This is a genomic window from Marinobacter subterrani, from assembly GCF_001045555.1.
GTDB classification, from domain to species: Bacteria; Pseudomonadota; Gammaproteobacteria; order Pseudomonadales; family Oleiphilaceae; genus Marinobacter; species Marinobacter subterrani.
Window position 1 is genome coordinate 473,937 of sequence record NZ_LFBU01000001.1, and the last position, 19,015, is coordinate 492,951.

Sequence of the window (19,015 nt, forward strand, 5' to 3'; positions counted from 1 at the left end):
GCCATGAGCGATTCCAGCACAAGTTTTACCCTGACCCTGGACGACGTGGAAGTGCAGGCCTACCCCGGCGAAATTCTGTGGCAGGTGGCCAAGCGCGCCGGCGAGACCATCCCGCACCTTTGCTTCAAAGACGCCCCGGGTTACCGCGCGGATGGCAATTGCCGCGCCTGCATGGTGGAAGTGGAGGGTGAGCGGGTGCTCGCCGCAAGTTGTATCCGCGAGGCAGCGCCCGGCATGGTGGTGCGAAGCGCAGCCTCCGCCCGTGCCCAGGAAGCCAGAAGAGCGGTGCTGGAATTGCTGCTAGCCGATCAACCTGCGCAAGATAGCAGCCCCGATCGTTCAAGCCACTTATGGGAAACGGCGGATCAACTGGCGATTGATGTCGGGGATGTGCGCCAGCGCCTCCCGGCCCGTTCAGAGCGCAACGAGCCAACGGTTCACCATGTTGCGCCACGGTCGGAATCGCTTGCCCACGCCCGGGGCCATGACGCCACTCACTCTGCCATGAACGTGAATCTGGACGCCTGCATCACCTGCGGGTTGTGCGAGCGCGCCTGCCGCGAAGTGCAGGGCAACGACGTCATCGGCCTGGCGCATCGCGGTGCCGCTTCCAAAGTGGTGTTTGATTTCGATGATCCCATGGGTGACAGCACCTGCGTTGCCTGTGGCGAATGCGTGCAGGCATGCCCGACGGGCGCGCTCATGCCCGCCACCCTGATTGATGCCCGGGGCCGCGGAGACTCCGCCACGGCCGACCGAACCGTGGACTCCGTTTGCCCCTACTGTGGCGTGGGCTGCCAACTGACCTATCACGTCAAGGACGGTCCTGCCGATGCCGAAGGAGCAGCAGGCGAGCATCGAGGGCGTATTCTCTTTGTAGAAGGCAAAGATGGCCCCTCAAACCAGGGCCGGCTATGCGTGAAAGGCCGTTTTGGCTTCGATTACCCCTCACATCCGGCGCGGCTCACCCGGCCGCTGATTCGCCGGGAGGGCGTCCCCAAGAGGCTCGACCCGGACTTTGATCCGGCCCATCCGTTAACGCACTTTCGAGAGGCAAGCTGGGATGAGGCACTGGATCTTGCAGCAAGCGGATTAACCCAACTTAAAACCCAACACGGACCGGATGCGCTCGCCGGTTTCGGCAGTGCCAAGTGCTCCAACGAAGAAGCCTGGCTGTTCCAGAAACTGGTGCGCACCGGTTTCGGCTCGAACCACGTTGATCACTGCACGCGGCTTTGCCACGCCAGCTCCGTGGCCGCATTGATGGAGTGCCTGGGCTCTGGTGCAGTAACTGCATCCTTCATGCAGGCGCTTGAGGCGGACGTGGTCATCCTCACCGGCTGCAACCCGGCCGTAAACCACCCGGTGGCCGCCACCTACTTCAAGCAGGCAGCACGCAACGGCACGAAACTGATCATCATCGATCCCCGGGGCCAGGCGCTGGATGCCTATGCCTGGCGGAGCCTTCGTTTCTCGCCGGGTGGCGACGTGTCACTGTTCAACGCCATGCTCAATGTGATTATCAGCGAAGGACTCTTTGACCAGGCCTACATTGACGCCCACACCGAAGGCTTCGAGGCATTGGCGGCCAGCGTTGAGGGCATGACCCCGGAAGTGATGAGCCCGGTCTGCGGCGTGGCGCCCGACACCATTCGTGAAGTGGCCCGAGCCTACGCGGGTGCGGAGCGCGCGATGATTTTCTGGGGCATGGGCATCTCCCAGCACGTGCACGGCACCGACAACGCCCGCTGCCTGATTTCCCTGGCCCTGACTTGCGGCCACACCGGCCGGCCCGGCACTGGTCTGCACCCACTGCGGGGGCAGAACAACGTGCAGGGTGCCTCCGATGCCGGCCTGATCCCCATGGTACTGCCCGACTACCAACCGGTCGGGGATGCCCAGTTGCGCGCCGCCTTCGAAGAGCTCTGGAACACCGAATTGGACCCGAAGCCGGGGCTCACCGTGGTGGAGATTATGGATGCCATCAGGGCGGGCACGATCAAAGGCATGTACATCCTCGGCGAAAACCCCGCGATGTCCGATCCGGATCTGACCCACGCCCGGGCCGCGCTCGCTGCCCTGGAGCACCTGGTGGTACAGGATCTGTTCGTCACAGAGACTGCCCAGTTTGCCGACGTTATCCTGCCTGCCGCCGCCTGGTCGGAAAAGTCAGGCACCGTCACCAACACCAACCGCCAAGTGCAAATGGGCCGTGCTGCACTGTCGCCTCCGGGAGAGGCAAAGCCCGACTGGTGGGTTATCCAGGAAGTTGCCCGGCGCTTCGGGCTGGGTTGGAACTATGCCGGCCCCGAGCAAGTGTTTGAAGAAATGAAGCAGGGCATGCACTCACTGGATCATATCTCCTGGTCTCGCCTGGAGCGCGAGGGGTCCGTCACCTATCCATGCCCTGCAGATGACGCCCCGGGACAGGACGTTGTCTTCTCCGATGCCTTCCCGCGCGCAGGAGGCCGTGCCAGATTCTCACCGGCCAGCCCACTGCCACCGGATGAGCCGGTGGATGATGCCTATCCCATCGTGCTAACAACCGGGCGATTGCTTGAGCACTGGCATACCGGCGCCATGACCCGTCGCAGCCGAGTGCTGGACGAGCGGGAGCCGGAAGCTGCAGCCTATCTGGCACCAGCGGAGCTGGATCGTATGGGCGTAGCACCGGGTAATAACATTCAAATTGCCACCCGGCGCGGCACCATCACCCTGACGGCACGGGCCGATCAGACCATGCCAGAGGGCATGGTGTTCGTACCCTTCGCCTTTGTGGAGGCGGCAGCGAACGTGCTGACTAATCCGGCACTGGATCCCTTCGGGAAGATTCCGGAGTTCAAGTACGCAGCTTGCCGGCTCAGCCCGGCGTAGCCCCTCACTTATTCGATTTCTCAGGAACATAAAGTACCAAGGTGTTTGCACGAGGCAGACCGGAACCGGTAAGCGCCGATGGGGCTATCTGCAACTGAAAAAGGCCGTGTCTGATATCAGCTCGATATCGAAGGAGCAGGGTGCCTGGCTGGGCAGGTCACTGGCAAGGGAACCTATGCCCTGTGTGATGGGGAGGTTCTAAAATGATATTTTTAAGGCCACTCAACTGCCACAAAGGAAGAGCTTCCGGAATCAGTTGATGTTTTAACGCCACGTTCGGTGGTAAATATCTTCAGGAGTGGATTCGGGCCAGGTTTTCATCCGAGTGCGCTTACCTTGATAACCGATTCCACAATTCAGGAGCGATTTGAGTTGATGCCTATATCCCGTGGTGGAATAGATATTCGTGATTGATGTATACAGCCAGAAGGCTAAAGCTTTTTACGACCAGTACCAGTCGCTAACCTTCGAACAGGTTCATCAAGACTGGCTCTCCTTGCTTGGCGATAAATCAGGTCTTGCTCTAGATGTCGGCGCTGGCAGCGGCCGGGATTCCAGCGCTCTTGCCGCGCGGGGTTGGGATGTTGTCGCGGTGGAGCCCGCATCTGGCTTGCGAGAGCTGGGGCAGAACGCCACTCGCAATCAAAGCATTCACTGGCTAGACGATCAATTGCCTGATCTGGGCAAGATCCGGAAGCTGAGCTATCGCTTCGATCTGATTCTTGTTTCCGCTGTCTGGATGCATATCCCGCCATCCGATCGTGAGCGTGCCTTTCGAATTTTGACTGAGCTTCTGGCACCCGGTGGAATGCTGGTGATTACACTTCGTCATGGGCCGGGTGATGGCGAACGGCTTTTTTACGATGTCGGTAGGGAAGAGCTGGAGGGTTTTGCCAAACGCCGGGCACTGATCCCGCTTCCGTTGCCGGCCGGGCGCAATAAGGATGAGCTCCAGAGAGACGAAGTTTCCTGGGAGACTCTGGCTTTTCGTTTGGCGGACGATGGCACAGGCGCATTGCCGACAGTCCGCCACATCATCGTTAATGATAATAAGTCTTCGACTTACAAATTGGGTTTGCTGCGAACTCTCGTCCGGATCGCAGACGGTGCGCCCGGCCTGGCGCTTAAACGCACTGATGACTGGGTCGAGATTCCGCTTGGTGCAGTCGGGCTGTTCTGGATTATGCTTTATCACCCTCTGGTTCTCCGTCACCAGTTGAGACAGGCGCCAGGTAGCCGTGGCTATGGCTTTGCCACGGACGATTTCTTCAAGCTGAATAGTTTCACGCCTCTGGATTTCAGAGTGGGTATGTCGCTGTCGGACGACGTTGCTCCGGTGGTCCTGCGCGCTATCCGGGATGCTTGCTCGACCATTCTCAAGAACCCCGCACATTTCACGACCTGGCCTGGTAGTAACCGTCCGATCTTCGAGGGCTGTTCGGCCAGGATGATCATCAAGAAGGCACCCGTGCGTTTGGACAAAGCAACGCTTTCCCGGTTCGGCACCTTCCGCGTTCCTTCATTTCTCTGGGATGCATTCAGTCGCTATGCGTGCTGGATTGAGCCTGCGATTGTTAATGAATGGATTGATTTGATGGGTAGCTGGGATCTGCGTTACCGCATGGATGACTATCATCGTGGTTTACAGTGGGTGGAAGGTCGGCGCGATACGTCAGCTGTCCGGCAAATGATTAACCAGCAGCTCGAGACTGGTAGGGTCGAGTGCGTATGGACAGCACAGAACCTCAAAGCGAAGCGGTTTGACGTCGACCACTGTTTTCCATGGTCACGATGGAACAACAACGATCTTTGGAATCTGATGCCAGCGACTCATACGGCGAATGCCTCTAAGTCCGAAAAGTTACCCGCAGACTTGCTGCTCAAGCAGGCGCACCCTCGAGTAGTGAACTGGTGGGAGCAAGCCATCGTGGGCACGTCTCGTGAGGAGCAGTTCTTCTCAGAGGCTGAGGCCTCGCTACCATTGCTAGGGCAGGAGCGAACCGTGGAAGGCGTTTTTGAGGGGATGCTTCAGCAGCGATTGAGGCTGAAAACCAATCTTCAGCTGGCAGAGTGGTTGGGCGTGTAAATGAGATGGGCGAAATCGGGCTTTTCGGGCTTTAAGGTAAAAATGAAAGGAAACATTATGCTTAAACGGCAGGCAGCACTCGTTCTCTCCCTTTGCTCAATGTTCTTATCGGCAACCACCATGGCGACAGAAGAAGCGGAATACACAGTACTCCTGAAGGAGGAGAACCTGGAAGTGCGTCTTTACGAGCCGCATATTGTTGCAGAGACGGTCGTCGATACGGAATTTGAAGACGCGGGCAGTGAAGCGTTTGGTCGTTTGTTTAAATACATTTCCGGCAATAACCAAGCCCAGCAGGAAATCGCCATGACTGCGCCCGTTGGTCAGGTGGCTGAGAGCCAGAAAATCGACATGACGGCACCGGTGGGGCAGACGCAGGTCGACGGGAAATGGGCGGTCAGTTTTATGATGCCGGGATCATTTACGATGCAGACCACTCCGAAACCCAGGGACGAGAGGATCACCATACGCCAGGTGCCCGAGCAGACGATGGCGGCCATCGAGTACTCCGGGTTTTGGAGCAAATCGAGCTATCAAAAGAACAAGTCGAAGTTGGAGGAATGGATCAACAAAAAGGGATTCATTATTCAGGGCAAGCCAGTCTGGGCGCGATATAACCCACCGTTCATGCCCTGGTTTTTAAGGCGAAATGAAATTTTGATCCCAATAAACAATTTGCAGTGATAGCGCGTATCAGTCTACTCACCCAGGCATCACGATCATCATAGGAAGTTTAATCATGCAAAACGTGCGCGTCGCCATTGATGCGGTAAATCGCGGTTTAGATTCTTTTTAGGAATGTTCGCGGAAAGGGGCAGAGCCCCGGCGCGAGCTGAGAGCTTCCGCCCGAGCCCGGGGAATAGTTGCCGGGTTACTTCTATTTTTCAGGCGCGGATTCGTACTCTCGAATCATGCCAGAAAGCTGGTCTTTCAGATTCAGGCGCTGTTTCTTGAGATCTTCCAGATGCTCGTCAGAGGTGTTCTCTGCACCACCTTCGAAATGGTGAACTGCATGATCCAGCTCATGGTACTCTTCAAACAATTTCGCGAAATGATTGTTGGTGGTTTTCAGTTGATGAATGGCTTCTTTTGAGTCTGGGAATTCATGAATCAGATCGTGTTTTTCCAGTGACATAAAGACAATCCCTTTGATTGCGGTGTGTGTTTAAATTTGCACCGTCAACGGCAAACAGTACGGCAAGGCGATGACCAGTGACAAGCCGCCAGGCGTAGGCATTTTCGCTCATGATTGGCCTGATTTTTTAACCCAGAAAAATGTGCTGGGCGGTCAGGCCTGGTACTACCAGCAGATTTTCCGGCTGGCAGATGACCAAGAGGCTGATCCGGATCTGGGCATCCTCAAGGCCGTCGGGGCATACGTGAAGGATGAACTGAGCCGGGCCCGGAGGGTGAAGAAGGCCCGCCGTCAGCCAGTGGTATAGATTTTAAAATCCTGGTGAAGTTTCCCCCAATGCTCTTTCAGCCCTCTTTTGTGAGTCTCATCCATCGGCAGTGTATCTAATGCTTCCGGCCATAGCTCCCGTGCTTTGCTGAGCGTGTCGTCCAAATGCGGCTTGATCGCCCGCCATGGAACGCCTGACTTTTCCGCCCACCGCTGAAAGTGCGCCATGGTGACGGCATACCACTCCTTTGTTTTGCCGAGATTGAGCGCGTACTGGGTTTCTCCCTCGATATAAACATTGGTAGTCACAATATCGTAGGCGGGGGACAGTCGCGGTGTGACCTTGTCGGGGTATAGCAAGCTCCAGTTCTTCAGGTGCGCATCGCCATTTGCCAGGATAATATTAACCAACAAACGCCTGGCAAACTGTTGGGCGTCGGCCAGCCCATCGCCAGAAAAATCATAGATGACCTTGCCGATAGCCTCATAGTTCGCGGATGTGTATTTTTCGTGGGGGTACTTCACCAAAATTTGGGCGAAGTCTTCCATGTGAATGCGCTGATTGCCCTCGCGGTCGAAGCGCTTGATGGCGAAGGCTTGCTTCTCATCGGGTAGGTTGATTTGCGGCAGATTATCGAGCTTGTCCAGCTCAACAAGACGGATCTCGGGAATATCAACACCCGCGAGCCCCGCCAGTGACATGGCGGTGTATTCGTTCAGCGGTACAAATTTGTGCTTGGTGGAGGGCGTTTTGATGATCCAGTCACCCAGCACATTGTCTTGCGACAAATTGTAACGCCCATCGCTTTCCTTCATGGAAAATTTCATTTGCACGCCAGCGAGGGAAAACCGGTCTTTTCCTTTGTTACGAAGAGCCTCTGTATCGAATTTGACCGCTTTGACTTTCCCGTGAGTGTTTAGCACGTTGTCGAGTAAATAGGCGGGAACCTCCTGAGGGTCCATGGGGGTGGCTTCGATAGCCCCCGGCAAATCTTTTCCGAGATACGAGAGTATCTGAAATTCATTATCGACATGCACCTTCAGGACTTGCGCTGTGAGTTCACGTAGGGCGCCTTCTGGGAGCAGATTAGACAGCACAGGATGCAGCCGTTGATTTCGTGCCCACGGTTCCGACATTAGCCTGGCTGCATTCGGAAACGTGGGGTGGGTAATTAAACTGAAGGTTGGGCGTGAGGGATTATTTCTGAAGGTATCCGCAATGCTCAATACATTGCGACCATTCTGAAAGCCCGCGAGGTAGCCTACCAGAACGCCATGAATGGTGAGCTGCAATACATTGACTTCATCGTTGGCGTTTGGGCTCACTCGTTTTCTCCCAGCAATCCTTGCCATGGATCATCGGCTAGTGATTCACTTTTTTTCCTGGTGGATTGATCTGGCCCGCCAGGTGTCGTTGAATCTTCCGCGAGTACAGCCAACACGGCGCTCAGCTTTTCCTGCGGAATAAGCAGCAATTCGCTTTTAAGTCCTTTGGCTACCAGCTCAAGAGTACCGAGCCTCGGATTGCCTTTGGATTCCAGCCGCTGATATTGCTGGCGGGACATTCCCACGCGCAGCATCATGTCGTGTTGCTTTAGCGCCAGGGCTTTACGGCGAGTTTTTATCTGTTCGAGTAGTGAATTCATGATGAAGCTTATAGGTTGCTATTAGTCCATATGAAACACATTAGTTGCTATTTAGAGTTTTTGCAATACATATGTTGCTATTCGGCTTGCAGCCCAAACGGGGCCGGCTTTAGCGGATGGTTGCCTACCTCAATAGGATTCTCTGGATCGACCGGGGAATAAACCGGGTGATAAAGTCGGCAGCATAGGTCTGGGGTGTAACCAGATATCGAGGCTTGGGACGTCCTGCTTCTGCAGCCCTGACAATCTTTTTCGCGACGTCCGACGCACTGGCTGTAAAGGGCTTGATTCTGGCGCCTGGCGCGAGCGCTGCTTCCATGGCTTTGTACTTTTCCCGGTGCACGGCGCTTGCCCGGCCAAGCACCGGCTGCAAAGCGGCCAGGGCATGTTCTCTGAACCGGGTCACCACGGGGCCCGGGAGCACCAGCGAGACACTTTCCAGGCTTGTGCTGCCCTGCTCATCAAACCAGAAGCTTTCATGGGCCGTGTTCATCGCGGATTTGGCGGCACAGTAGGCGCCTTTCATTTTCTGGGGCGCGATGGATAGAACGGAGCTAACCGCGATCACCCGCATGGGTATGCCGTGTTGTTCGCAGAGTCTCAGGCAGACGGCAGCCAGTTTGATGGGGCCGAAAACGTGGGTGCTGAACTGCTTTTGCCACATGGATTCGGAGAGATCACGAAGCGCTCCAAATTGCCCGTAACCGGAGTTGTTGACCAGAATAACCCGCTCGGCTGCCGCAATTTCTGCCTCCAGCGTGCCCGCAAGCCCTTCAATCTGCTCAAAGGATTCAAGATCCAGCCCCAGCTCCAGATCTGCGGACTCGACGCCGGTTGGCTGTCGGGACAGGGCGATCACCCTGTAGCCTTTCCGGGCAAAGAGGGCGCAGGCTTCACGGCCAATGCCGGCGCTGGCACCGGTTACAAGGGCGAGTTTGGTCATCGGGTCAACCTCCAATCCTGCATCTTCAACTGAAATTCACCAGCCTGTCGCCCGGACACGAAAAGGCTGACTGAAGCCAGGTGTTCAAGATCCAATGGTTCCGCATCGGTCACTGTCTTGCCGCGCCAGGTTGGTATGAACCCACTGAAGGGAAGACGGATGCGGCTCCACCCTTCCGTATCCGGTGTGAATGCATGCTGGTAAACAATGCTTCGCCGGTTGGTGCTGTTGCGAAGCCCAATCTTGTAGGTTTTTCCGTCGCCTCGGGCAAGAAGCTCGATGCCTGAGTATGGAGCTGCATCGAAAGGCTTCGGCAGGTCAGCTTTCACAGACGAAAAACCGCCGCCGTTGTCCAGCCGCACAGTCCCGTGAAAGATCCCAACGCCACCTTCAGCGCGTTCAACGGTGCCGTCAGACTGCCCGCCCATCACGCGGTCACCGAGGGGCTGCCAGGTTAACTGGCTTGCCTCTGTATGGAACGAGACAAGTAGAGGATGTTGCGTGGAGTTTCCGGAAATATCCTGCTTTTCCATTGAGTTACCTTCGATAATTCAAAATTTATTAAGTTTCGTTTGCCGCCACAACAATTATCCACAACAGGGTCCCCGGCAGACGTTTGTATAACGGGATCAAAGGTTCTAGCATGATTAAAAAGTAGTCAAAAATGAAGTCTAGGGATCCAAGCATTTTGATCGGCGTTTGCTTGCGCTAAGCGCAAAGGTTCTCGATGGCCTGAGTACCGTAAATACTCGAATGGAGGCGACATGCAAGCCAATTCCTCATGGCCGGATGCGCGTCCGGCGCTGAAACAGTTCCGAATCCCCAGCCTTGGCAAGGCGATTTGGCAGCTTATCAATACCCTTGTTCCTTACGCCGGCTTGTGGTACGTGATGATCCTCTCTATCCGGCATGATGTTTCCTATTTGTGGACACTGGCACTCTCGGTGGTGGCAGCCGCGTTTTTGGTCCGCCTTTTCATTCTGTTCCACGATTGTGTCCATGGTTCGTTCCTGCCATCAACGCGTGCCAACACCTGGGTAGGGCGGCTGTTGGGCGTCCTCGTGTTTACGCCCTTCGATGACTGGCGCCTCAGCCATCTTCGTCACCATGTCAGCTACGCCAATCTCGATACCCGGGGCTTTGGCGATATCTGGACGCTCACCCTACGCGAATACAATCAGTCGCCGAGACTTAAGCGTTGGATTTACAGGCTCTACCGTAATCCGGTGGTGCTCCTGGGCTTTGGCGCCATTTTCAATTTCCTGCTCAGCAACAGACTGCCGAGCAAGAAAGTTCAGCGCAAAGAGCGAAAGAGCGTCCTATTCACGAATCTTGCTATCGTTGGTGTATTCCTGATCGCCGCCCAAACGATCGGTTGGCAGACTTATTTATTGATTCAGCTACCTGTGTTGTGGTTGGCGGGTATGGGCGGTATCTGGCTGTTCTACGTTCAGCACCAGTTCGAAGGCGGTTACTGGGCCCGAAAAGGGGAATGGGATGCGTTGCGGGCCGCCATGGAAGGCAGTTCCTTCTATAAATTGCCGACAATTTTGCGCTGGTTTTCGGCGAACATCGGGTATCACCATATCCATCATCTCAATGCCCGGATCCCGAATTATCGTTTGCCCGAGTGTTACAACGAGGTTCCCGCTGTGCGCGCCAGAGAGCCTTTGACCTTGCGGCAGAGCCTGCACAGCTTCCGGCTCAAACTCTGGGACGAAAGCCAGGAAAGGATGGTCGCCTTCCCCTAGCGAAAGTGGAGACCCCAGCCAGGGAGATTAGAGCTATGAAGATACTGATGAGAAAGCCAAATAAGCGGGGATCCGAATTGACCTCCACCGACATGCCAGCTCTGATTCGGTACTCCATGAGGGTCAGGTATGTAGCATTGGGATCCGCGCTGGCGTTTACGAATCTTCCCGCCCTCGCCGAACCCTCATGTCCAGGAATCCATGTAGACATTCAGAATATCGAAAACAGCACCGGGACTGTAGCTTGCGCACTTTTCGAATCGCCAGAGGGCTTCCCTGCGGAGTTTCTGCATTCCGCGACCCATATCATGATGATGAAAATTCGAGATACGAAGGCACGTTGTAGCTTCCTCGATATTTCTCCGGGAACCTATGCGCTGGCCGTCATCCATGATGAGAATATGGATGGCAAGCTCAACACGAACTTTCTGGGGGTTCCCACGGAAGGTTTTGGTTTTTCAAGCGGTGCAGAGGCTGGGATGAGTGCGCCTTCATTCGAGGCCGCCAGATTTTCGTACGATGGGGGAAATCTGGACCTGGCTATTAGATTGAGTTATTGAGGGCCTCTATTGCATTACTCAAGATGGAATTACCGGACGGTTACGCAATATCTCACTGGCGATCCTTGCTCGGCGAGTTCTACTCCGAGGAGAGCGCTAGCCTCGTCTATTAAATACTGAAGGCGCCTAGTGTTTGCTCCAAGAGTGGTGAGGCGGTATGAATGGTATCCAGATTAACGCTTTATGAGTTATTTTGCTTCCCAGCCCTTACGCAACTCCAAGAATAACCGTGGTACGCCCTTGAACGATTACCTTGAGAAAATCCTCCGTGGCCAGCCCATCAACTATGAAGCCTTCCTCAAGAAGCTTCCTGAGCCGTTTCGCCAGCGCCATCGGGAACTGTTTGCCACGGAAAAAGTCCAGGCCAACCGGTGGCTGGTTACCGTTCAGGATGAAACCGCTTTCGCGGAGCTGCAGAATGTTGCAGAGGCTCCCGTCAGCCGGATAGATGCCGCCAAGAAAGGTGACTCCCATCGCCATGGTACCGAGGTCAGTTTTCTTCTGGTTTACCATCGGAGGCTGGAATCCAGTCGGCCGGATGTGGTGGTCATCGAGAGCGATTGTGTGGATATCGGTTTTCAGCGCGCACGTTCCGTGCTGATCGTAGAGAACGAGCGTAACTTCTACCAATACCCAAAGATGCTGCACTTTGCCGGTGAGGCGCTGGGCAAGCGTTTTCATCTTGCGGACTGTGATGTGGTATTAGGCGGTGGCAACCGGGTTACCCGGCGCGCGATTCTCGACTGGTTGCAGGGCTATGAAGAAGTATTCTGCGCATTCGATTATGATGCGGGTGGTCTGCAAATGTTCTCGACGATCGCAGCCTCTCTTGGTGATAAAGCCACGTTTGTCCAGCCGCCCGACTGGCAACCATGGCTGGCGTGGTTCCGCCATATACCGGACACCACCGAGCGGTTCACAAGGGCGATATCGTTGGCAGAGGGGCTTGGTTTTGTGCCCCTGGCAGAGGCCTTCCGGGCCACCGGCAAATTCATGGAGCAGGAGATGATTCTGGATGAGTGACTCCCAGGGGAGCGCAAGCAATTTTACCTTTGGCATCCGCCGTCTGGTGCTGGTGGATTCCGCCGGCTTCTGTTACGTGGAAATTCCGGTGGACAACCATGGCCTGATCCTGGGCCCGGGCAATCTGGGCAAGTCCAGTCTTTTAAACAGCCTGCGCCTGTTCCTGCTGCCGGAAAACAACTTCAAGAACAGCCGCAAGAAATTCGCCTTCCGCAATGCCAGCGCTGGTAGCTTTTACTCCAACGAGGAAAGCTACCAGCATTACTTTCCCAGCCAATTCAGCTTCCTGATCATGGAAGCGGAAAACCCGGCCGGCGTGCATTGCCAGATTTTGTACCGGGACAGCGCCAGTCAGCTCAGCTATGGCCGTGCTTTCGTGCCGGTGGGCTACGACCAGCTGCGGCCCCTGTTCTGGAATGGGGATGATGAAGACGGCATTGGCCAGGCGGTGCCGGAGCTGTCGTTCAGCCGTCTGTCCGAGGCCCTTAAAAAGTTCTCCAAAGACACCCGTCTGGTGAATGATCCGGCGAAACTCAAACAGATGCTGTACAGCAGCGAGCTGATGAACGCCGATGCCGTGCGTTATTCGGTGCTGCCTTTGGGTGAATCCGACGAGCGCCGGGTGCAGTCTCTGCGCACGTTGATCCTGCTGTTGTTTGAAATGAAGGCGGACGATCAGGCCATGTCCAACGCGGTGGCCAGCATCATCGAGGCAGACAAGAAGTTTGCCGACGATGCCTTCGATTTTAATATCGATGAGTTTCTCAACCGGCACGATCAACTGAAGCAACAGCAAATCCAACTGAACCAGATTGAAAAAGAGCGTTCACGGTTCGAGAAGCTGCAAAAGGATTATCAGGCCTACCAAACCCTGCTTCGCAGCCAGCACGAGTTTGCCGCTTTCAGGGATGGCGTCACCCACGCCTTGCAGGACATTGGCGTCAGGCGTAAAGCCGCAGTGGAGGCGTTCAATGAACAGAACGACACTCTGCGCCACGTGCTGCAGGCCCTGAAAAAGCTGGAGCAGGACGCCAGCGGCCTGAAGGGCGAGATCCGTTCCGCAGACCGGCGCATCAAGCAGGCCGAGCAGAACCAGAAAGATGGCGATCTGCTGGTGTCCCAGTACGGGGAGATGACCCTTCAGGAAATCGGGGACATCCAGAAAGAGGAACTTGATAGCAAGAAAGGGCACCTGGCCGCCCTCAAAAGTGCCGCCCAGGCGGAAATCCGGCTGGAGCAGATCCAGAAAAAGAAGCAGGAACTGGAGCGCAAACTGGCATCCCTGAAGGACAGGGAGAGCAAGCAACATTGGCAGTTGCAGAACCAGTTGGATGAAGCCACCGCTGCACCGCTGAGGGCCGTGGACCCCAGATTGGTGATGGCCAGCCCGGGCCAGGATCTGGACGCCGACAGCAAGGCGGCCATCGAAGCGTTCGCCCGGCTGTTTGTGCCCACGGACAAAGGCTTTGACTGGTTCGATGCTGAATACCCGGTCCAACCGGCCCGGCAGACGGATTTTGCAGAGCAGCGCCGGCATTTGGAAGGGGAGGTTCATGGCCTGGAAAAGGAGCGGGCGGAGCTGGCAGACACTGCCAACCAGGAACATGACCGACCACGGTTGATCGAGCGCACGGAAAAAGAGATTCGCGCCATCGAAAAGGATCTGGATACCCTGAGCCGTTACCCGGCCGCGGCCACCACCCTGCGGGACGCTACTGAGGAGAAGCAGGCGGCGGAGGAACAGCTGGCCAAGCTGGAAGAACAGGCCCGGCTGGAGCAGGAAAAGCAGGATGCGGTTCAGCAGAAGGCCGCCAAAGCCAGGGCAGAAAAAGAGCGTATCGAGGAGCGCGAACGGGAACTGGCGGGCCTGAGCCGAAGCGTTGGGACCGTCGAGCATCGCTTCCCGCACCTGAAAGCGGTGGAAGCCGAGCAGCCGCTGGCGATTGAGCAGGTGTCTGTTGCCGCGTTCGACGACCTGCAAACCCAGCTGGACGACCTGGAAGAGCGTCGGCGCAGTATTCTCGATCACCTTCGACAGTTCGTTTATCTGGGCATTCATGACGATGCCGAAGGTGAGCTGCAGAAAGACAGCCCGGCGTCATCCGTTATCCGCGAAACGTTCAAAAGCCTGTCGGATCTGTTTGCCGGCATGGCCGAGCGCTGGAATGTGCTGGAGCAGCAAGTCGGCATCCACAATGAAACCGTCGCGAGCTACCGGCAGGCCCTGAAATCCAACCATGAACACATTGCCCGCTTTGAAGCGCAGCTTAACCGGGAACTCGACGGCGTGCGCATCAACGACCTGGTGGAAATCCGCGTGGATATCCACACCGATCCGAAATTCCGCAATCTGGTGGAAGAAGCCAACAACATCGATCCGTATGGCAATCAGCTGCAGTCAGACGCGTTCTATGACCGTTTACGGGTGTTCGTGGCGGACTTTTTCGGGGAGGGCGGTAGCAAGCGACTGACCATGGACAAGGTGATCACCGGTATTTCCTACCGAACCCGAAAGGAAAACGCCGCAAACCTGGACAAGAAAGGCCAGTCCACGTCCACCACGGCACTGATCAATCTTGAACTGGTGTACCGGCTGCTGAAACGGGTGTTGTATCCCGGCGTGCAGCTGTCGTTCCCCATGGTGCTGGACGAGCTGGCCAGTGTGGACATCAGCCAGATGCCTTCGCTGCTGGAGCGGCTGCGCAAGCAGGGTTTCAACCTGTTCTCCGCCGCCACCCACAGCGCCAGTGCGGAAGTGATCTACCTGATTGGCAGGCACCTGGAAGTGGGGCAGATGCGCACGGCAAAGCCCTACAGCCCGCAGCGCACGCTGGTGTTCTGGGGCGGGGCCGAGGGTTTTACCAACGGCGAATCCCTGAGCCACTGGGCCGACCAGACCCAGAACAGCCTGCTGGAGCCGGCGGATGAGTAAACGCTTCAGCACCCTGGACACCACCCGGCTGCTGTTCGAGCACCCGAAGATTCTGTTCCGGATGATTGAGCGGATGGACCGGAACGAAGCCCGGTATATTCGCGAAAGCGATCTGGTGGCCGAGGTGATGGACTATACCCGCACCCTTGGCAATGCCGACCGGGACCGGGTGCGGTTGGCGCTGAACACCGACAATCTGTTCCGCAGCGGGCTGGTGATCGACATCATCAAGGCCGAAGGCGAGCGGCGCCTGGTGTTCCAGGATGCCCTGATCAACCTGATGCGCGCTTGCAACGCCTCGCTGTACCAGGAACTGACCGATGCCCGCCTGCGTGGCCACCTGGTCACCCTGCGGGATGTTCGCAACCGGCTGGAGACCAGCAGCTTCAGTGAGGCGGATCCCGATTACACCGAACTGCGGGACGACCTGAACGAACGGGTCAGCCAGCTGATTGGCCTGCTGCGGCAGAATGTGCTGCGCATGCAGACCATCAGTGCCCAGCTTGCGGATCTGTCCGGCGACGCCAGCCGGGCGCCGGAGAAATACCTGGAGTTCCGCCAGAACCTGTTCGAGCAGATCGTTACCCTGTACGAGCGCCACATCAAACCGACCCTGGTGTTTCTGAACCCGGACACACGACTGCCCGATGGCAGCAACCTGTTCGAGACCCTGGAAGCCATCGTCCGGCTGCTGGAAACCCACGACGACCAAAACCTGGCGGACCAGTTGTTCCGGTCCTCCATCAGCCTGAATGCCCTGTATAAACCGATTTCAGCGGTGGCCCAGGAGGTGGAGCACTTCCTGCGCAAGACCCGGCAGGGCATGGTCCAGTACAACGCCATGGAGCATTTTTACGGCAAGCTGCAGGAGCTCAAGAGCGAAACCGAGACCCTCAGCCTGAAACGTAAATGGCTGGAGGGCGGGGACTTTGCTCGCAGCACCGGCTTCCTTGTCGGACTGCGGGCCCAGCAGCGTCCTAAACACTACGCCTTCGGGAACTCATCCAGCTACTATCAGTTGCTGTTCAGCGAACTGGCGCTGCGCCTGAACGATCTTCGCCGCAAAGCCGAGGTGCCCGTTCTGCAGCAGGTCGATGGCAGCGGTCGCCATACCCGGATTGATGTCCAGCGTATCAACCAGCTCTATCAATGGCTGGAAACCCTGGAGCTTCGGCCCACTTCCGATCTGGTGCGGGAGCTGCACGGCCGCCTGGACGGCTTTATTCCCGGCTATCGCTTCCCGGACCTGTTGGCAGCTCTGAACCGGCTGGTAAACTCGCCGCCGGCGGGCCTGCAGGTAGTCACCACCAACCGTTTCCGAATTCTGGACCAGTCATCGGACAGCGAGCAATTTGTCTACCGCAAACGCCGTCTGGAAAATCTGGAACCTACTGAAAGCAACGCCCCGGTCAATCAAGAAGAGCAACAGCATGCCTGAATTCTCTGACGCGATGGATACCACCGAATCCGCCGATCATTCACAAACTTCGAGCAGCTTCGAGCAGATCCTGCCGGCACACAGCGCCGCGACTTATCGGGAATTCCAGGCCGGCCGGGTGATTGTGCGTGATGTCTGGGACAGCAACCGCTCAGAGTTGCGAGCCAACCCGCTCTACAACCTGCTGTACAACCATCTGTCCCATTTCCGGACCTTCTACGAACATCTGGGCAGCGAGCTGGTGTTTAACGAAACCGGCGCGTTTTTCTTTCTCAAGGAAAGCAGTGACGACGAGAACGAGGAACACGACGAGAACGCGTTCCGGGTGCAGGTGATACTTCTGTTGATCGGGCGCTATTTTGCCCGCAGCGGTCGCGACTTGGAATACCTTGGGCGCCCGGATGCCGGGCTGAACGAGCAAGACCTGTCGGCATTGGAGAGCGATGAGGAATATCAGGAGATTCTCAGGGCGGCCCGCTTTGAAAAAGGGGTCCCGGAAGCCCTGGACTACCTGGATAAACGCCATCTCCTGTTCCGTGCTGGCGCCGGTCGCTGCTTCCTGAGTTCCGCCGGTCTCTATTTTCTGCAGGAGCTGGTGCGGGAGTATGAGCAGGGATAGTGGCGCACTGCTTTACTGGGCCGTTGTGTCCTTGTCCTCCTTTTCAAGATCCGCCTCCAGGCGCTGAATGCATCGATCAAAGGCCCGGCTGATGCGGGTCTGGTCCTTGATCATAGCCAGCCTTGGCCAGGTGGCCTGTTCCCCCAGGTTAATGAACATCTCCAGATCCTCCGGGCTGGGGTTTGAAAGTACCTTGAGGTAGAGCGAGGGTTTTGCCGGGAAATGGATGTTGATATCCCCGAGGTACTCCTGGCTGGTCATGGCGTTGGCCTGCTCGATAAGCGGCCGGATGATGCCAGGGTGTGGGCTCTGGCGAGTCAGTTTCAGCGCCGTGGCAAGCTGGCCGTGTGCCAGGGACACCGCCGCCCGTTTCGCCCAGGATGTCAGGCCACTTTGATCATGATTGCTGATGAACGGCACCACATGGGGATTGGCCTGGCTCACAATGGTTTTGTTCACGTTGTGAAGACGGGCCATTCTCATGAGTGGCAGGTCGCCATGCACGCTGCCATCTATCCAGCTCTCGGTGGGCATGTAGGGCACGCTGCTGCCGCTGTCGCCATCTGAATCCCGGGCCCGAAGTGTCACTGGCGGAAAAATACCCGGAACCGCACAGGAGGCCATCACCGCCGAGTCCACCAGCACAGCAGGTGAGGACAGCCAGTTAAGCAGCCTTGGCTTTTGCTGGGTTCGGGTGGGGGAGACCGAGATATTCAGCGTACGGCCACTGTGTTCGTAAGCCTCTCTGAAGCTGGCGCTGCCGAGATTGTATCGAATGTGTTTCTGCAGTTGTTGCGGATCCATGGCGTGACCTGCGCGCAGGGCTTCAGTCACACCCAGCCAGCGGAAAGCATTCACGTGGATACGCTCAGGGTATTCAAAGAAGTTGGCCAGTTCCTGATCATCCCGGGTGCAGATAGCGCCCGCCACAATGGCTCCCATGCTGGAACCGGCCATCACGTCCGGTAGCAGGCCCTGGCGCCAGAGTGCCCGGGTTACTCCGATGTGGTAAATGCCGAAAGCCGCGCCGCCACTGAGCATCAGGGCTGGCCGTCCGTAGACTCTCTCGGCATCCCGGAACAGTTTCAGTTTGCGGGCGGTGGTGACGTCCGGAATGGGGTGGTCGCAGATGAACGCCATGGAGATCTCGACCGCATCCAGAAATTCCCCCACCAGACGATTGGTGCCGCTGCGTGCAACTGCATAGAGATCCGGGTTGGACAGTTCGCCAAGGTGGCGGTAGAGGCTTTCCTGCAGCACCCGGATAAGGCGGCGGGTATCGCCATCCTGGCGGCACTGCTCCATCAGACTCATATGCTGGCGCATAAGGCTTTCGTGCAGCATCCCGGTTTCTTCCTGCTCGCGCCAGGCAAGCAAGCCGTCCAGTTCGTCCAGTGCTGCGGCTGCGGCACACCATTGCCCGTAGTCTTCGGCCTGGTCCAGTTGCTGCTGCAATTGTCGGCGGGTTTTCGATGTGTGCTTCATGCCTTTACCTTAACCGATCCAGCCGTGCCTGTGCAGCGGCCGGTTCCATGCCTCGGGGTTATTTGCTATGTTTAATCACATTGATTTGCACCCAGTGCGAATCAGACATGTCTGCGGGAGAGACTGAATCGCACAAGTATGCGGTCAGCGCCGAAGGAGCAACTGCCCCGGAAACTCTCAGGCAAAAGGACCGCTGACATGAATACTTTCCGAAGAGTTGTCGACAATCGCGTCAGTCGGCACACCGAAGGAGCAA

16 protein-coding genes and 1 riboswitch are annotated in these 19,015 nt (G+C 56.8%); of the genes, 10 read left to right on the forward strand and 6 right to left on the reverse strand.

All coding sequences use genetic code 11. The annotated features are described in order from the left end of the window. Positions 1-3 precede the first annotated feature (3 nt). From fdhF to msub_RS02300, 3 genes are all read left to right on the forward strand, one after another. Entirely contained in the window at positions 4-2,874 is a 2,871-nt protein-coding gene (gene fdhF, locus msub_RS02290) for a formate dehydrogenase subunit alpha (RefSeq protein WP_048494525.1), read from the forward strand. A 406-nt stretch (positions 2,875-3,280) separates the two neighbouring features. Next, positions 3,281-4,960 carry a class I SAM-dependent methyltransferase gene (locus msub_RS02295; protein ID WP_048494526.1) on the forward strand — a complete coding sequence of 560 codons (1,680 nt, stop codon included), beginning with the start codon at positions 3,281-3,283 and terminating at the stop codon, positions 4,958-4,960. Continuing rightward, entirely contained in the window at positions 4,961-5,644 is a 684-nt protein-coding gene (locus msub_RS02300; RefSeq protein WP_227506609.1) for an SOUL family heme-binding protein, read from the forward strand. Between the two features lie 193 nt (positions 5,645-5,837). Here msub_RS02300 and msub_RS02305 read toward each other — a convergent pair whose 3' ends face one another. Continuing rightward, positions 5,838-6,095, reverse strand: coding sequence for a YdcH family protein (locus msub_RS02305; RefSeq protein ID WP_048494528.1), 258 nt, complete (start codon positions 6,093-6,095; stop codon positions 5,838-5,840). 142 nt (positions 6,096-6,237) lie between these two features. Here msub_RS02305 and msub_RS02310 point away from each other — a divergent pair, with 142 nt between their 5' ends. Beyond that, on the forward strand, positions 6,238-6,402 hold the full coding sequence (locus tag msub_RS02310) for a hypothetical protein (protein ID WP_227506610.1): 165 nt from the start codon (positions 6,238-6,240) through the stop codon (positions 6,400-6,402). On the opposite strand, the gene msub_RS02315 is transcribed toward msub_RS02310, so the two are convergent. From msub_RS02315 to msub_RS02330, 4 genes are all read right to left on the reverse strand, one after another. Next, positions 6,387-7,688 carry a type II toxin-antitoxin system HipA family toxin gene (locus msub_RS02315; RefSeq protein ID WP_227506611.1) on the reverse strand — a complete coding sequence of 434 codons (1,302 nt, stop codon included), beginning with the start codon at positions 7,686-7,688 and terminating at the stop codon, positions 6,387-6,389. The genes msub_RS02310 and msub_RS02315 overlap by 16 nt on opposite strands. After that, entirely contained in the window at positions 7,685-8,008 is a 324-nt protein-coding gene (locus tag msub_RS02320; RefSeq protein WP_048494531.1) for a helix-turn-helix domain-containing protein, read from the reverse strand. Before msub_RS02320 ends, msub_RS02315 begins: the two co-directional genes overlap by 4 nt. 124 nt (positions 8,009-8,132) lie before the next feature. Then, positions 8,133-8,951 carry an SDR family NAD(P)-dependent oxidoreductase gene (locus msub_RS02325; protein ID WP_048494532.1) on the reverse strand — a complete coding sequence of 273 codons (819 nt, stop codon included), beginning with the start codon at positions 8,949-8,951 and terminating at the stop codon, positions 8,133-8,135. Continuing rightward, positions 8,948-9,484, reverse strand: coding sequence for a CIA30 family protein (locus msub_RS02330; protein WP_048494533.1), 537 nt, complete (start codon positions 9,482-9,484; stop codon positions 8,948-8,950). Before msub_RS02330 ends, msub_RS02325 begins: the two co-directional genes overlap by 4 nt. A 231-nt stretch (positions 9,485-9,715) precedes the next feature. Here msub_RS02330 and msub_RS02335 point away from each other — a divergent pair, with 231 nt between their 5' ends. The 6 genes from msub_RS02335 to msub_RS02360 all read left to right on the forward strand — a co-directional run bounded on the left by msub_RS02335 (position 9,716) and on the right by msub_RS02360 (position 17,274). After that, complete coding sequence (locus tag msub_RS02335) at positions 9,716-10,702, forward strand: fatty acid desaturase (protein WP_048494534.1); 987 nt, start codon at positions 9,716-9,718, stop codon at positions 10,700-10,702. Between the two features lie 35 nt (positions 10,703-10,737). Beyond that, positions 10,738-11,262: a DUF2141 domain-containing protein gene (locus msub_RS02340; RefSeq protein WP_082146382.1), complete on the forward strand. Its 525-nt coding sequence runs from the start codon at positions 10,738-10,740 to the stop codon at positions 11,260-11,262. Positions 11,263-11,445: 183 nt separating this feature from the next. Continuing rightward, entirely contained in the window at positions 11,446-12,285 is an 840-nt protein-coding gene (locus msub_RS02345; RefSeq protein ID WP_197083774.1) for a hypothetical protein, read from the forward strand. Then, positions 12,278-15,217 (forward strand): coiled-coil domain-containing protein, encoded by a 2,940-nt coding sequence (locus tag msub_RS02350; RefSeq protein WP_048494535.1) that lies wholly within the window; start codon positions 12,278-12,280, stop codon positions 15,215-15,217. The genes msub_RS02345 and msub_RS02350 overlap by 8 nt, the downstream gene beginning before the upstream one ends. Then, a complete protein-coding gene (locus msub_RS02355; RefSeq protein ID WP_048494536.1) occupies positions 15,210-16,655 on the forward strand; it encodes a hypothetical protein in 1,446 nt (481 codons plus the stop codon). Before msub_RS02350 ends, msub_RS02355 begins: the two co-directional genes overlap by 8 nt. Next, positions 16,648-17,274: a condensin complex protein MksE gene (locus msub_RS02360; protein ID WP_227506612.1), complete on the forward strand. Its 627-nt coding sequence runs from the start codon at positions 16,648-16,650 to the stop codon at positions 17,272-17,274. The genes msub_RS02355 and msub_RS02360 overlap by 8 nt, the downstream gene beginning before the upstream one ends. Before the next feature lie 12 nt (positions 17,275-17,286). On the opposite strand, the gene msub_RS02365 is transcribed toward msub_RS02360, so the two are convergent. Next, positions 17,287-18,759 (reverse strand): DUF3336 domain-containing protein, encoded by a 1,473-nt coding sequence (locus tag msub_RS02365; RefSeq protein WP_048494537.1) that lies wholly within the window; start codon positions 18,757-18,759, stop codon positions 17,287-17,289. A gap of 104 nt (positions 18,760-18,863) precedes the next feature. Further along, positions 18,864-18,962, forward strand: a riboswitch (glycine riboswitch). Positions 18,963-19,015: the final 53 nt, after the last annotated feature.